Source organism: Thalassotalea sp. Y01 (assembly GCF_012932945.1).
Taxonomy (GTDB): Bacteria; Pseudomonadota; Gammaproteobacteria; order Enterobacterales; family Alteromonadaceae; genus Thalassotalea_A.
In genome coordinates, this window is sequence record NZ_JABBXG010000022.1 from 1,211 (window position 1) to 2,871 (window position 1,661).

The window sequence follows — 1,661 nt, forward strand, 5'->3', positions numbered from 1 at the left end:
AAAGCGTTTCAAATTATAACTAACACTATTCGTTGTGTTAGTTGTTCTTACTCAAGGCTCAAATGGCAACATTTGAGTTTGATAACGTAAGTTATCAACATTCTTATTGAATGCGTGAAAATGTCAGACATACATTTGGTCTTGGTTTTGTCACCAAGGCACTCGAAACTTTTTGGGGTTGTATGGTTAAGTGACTAAGCGTATGTGGTGGATGCCTTGGCAGTTAGAGGCGATGAAGGACGTGTTAATCTGCGAAAAGCCCAGTTAAGCCGATAAAAGGCGTTATAGGCTGGGATGTCCGAATGGGGAAACCCACTCAACGTAAGTTGGGTATCGTTAAGTGAATACATAGCTTAACGAGGCGAACCGGGAGAACTGAAACATCTAAGTACCCCGAGGAAAAGAAATCAACCGAGATTTCCTTAGTAGCGGCGAGCGAACGGGAATTAGCCCTTAAGCGGTTTGTAAGTTAGTGGAATGCTCTGGAAAGGGCAGCGATACAGGGTGATAGCCCCGTACATGAAAACGAACTTACCGTGAAATCGAGTAGGACGGAACACGTGAAATTCTGTCTGAATATGGGGGGACCATCCTCCAAGGCTAAATACTCCTAACTGACCGATAGTGAACCAGTACCGTGAGGGAAAGGCGAAAAGAACCCCTGTGAGGGGAGTGAAATAGAACCTGAAACCGCATACGTACAAGCAGTGGAAGCCCTTCGGGGTGACTGCGTACCTTTTGTATAATGGGTCAGCGACTTATGTTCTGTAGCAAGGTTAACCGATTAGGGGAGCCGTAGCGAAAGCGAGTGTTAACTGCGCGTTTAGTTGCAGGGCATAGACCCGAAACCCGGCGATCTACCCATGGGCAGGTTGAAGGTTGAGTAACATCAACTGGAGGACCGAACACACGTATGTTGAAAAATGCGGTGATGACCTGTGGGTCGGAGTGAAAGGCTAATCAAGCCGGGAGATAGCTGGTTCTCCCCGAAATCTATTTAGGTAGAGCCTCGGACGAACACCATTGGGGGTAGAGCACTGTTAAGGCTAGGGGGTCATCCCGACTTACCAACCCTTTGCAAACTCCGAATACCAATGAGTGCTATCCGGGAGACACACTTAGGGTGCTAACGTCCTAAGTGGAAAGGGAAACAACCCAGACCGCCAGCTAAGGTCCCAAAGTCTATGTTAAGTGGGAAACGATGTGGAAAGGCCCAGACAGCTAGGAGGTTGGCTTAGAAGCAGCCACCCTTTAAAGAAAGCGTAATAGCTCACTAGTCGAGTCGGTCTGCGCGGAAGATGTAACGGGGCTAAACATAGCACCGAAGCTGCGGATTTGAACGTAAGTTCAAGTGGTAGGGGAGCGTTCTGTAAGCCGTTGAAGGTGTGTTGTAAAGCATGCTGGAGGTATCAGAAGTGCGAATGCTGACATGAGTAACGATAAGGGGAGTGAAAAACTCCCCCGCCGAAAGACCAAGGTTTCCTGTCCCATGTTAATCAGGGCAGGGTAAGTCGGCCCCTAAGGCGAGACCGAAAGGTGTAGTCGATGGGAAACAGATTAATATTTCTGTACTTCTATATATTGCGAAGGAGGGACGGAGCAGGCTAAGCAAGCATGGCGTTGGTAGTCCATGTGAAAGTATGTAGGCTGGAAATTTAGGT

1 rRNA gene is annotated in these 1,661 nt (G+C 47.9%); it reads left to right on the forward strand.

The window, feature by feature from the left end:
* Nucleotides 1-184: 184 nt before the first annotated feature.
* Nucleotides 185-1,661, forward strand: a 23S ribosomal RNA gene (locus HII16_RS16630); the annotation flags it as partial.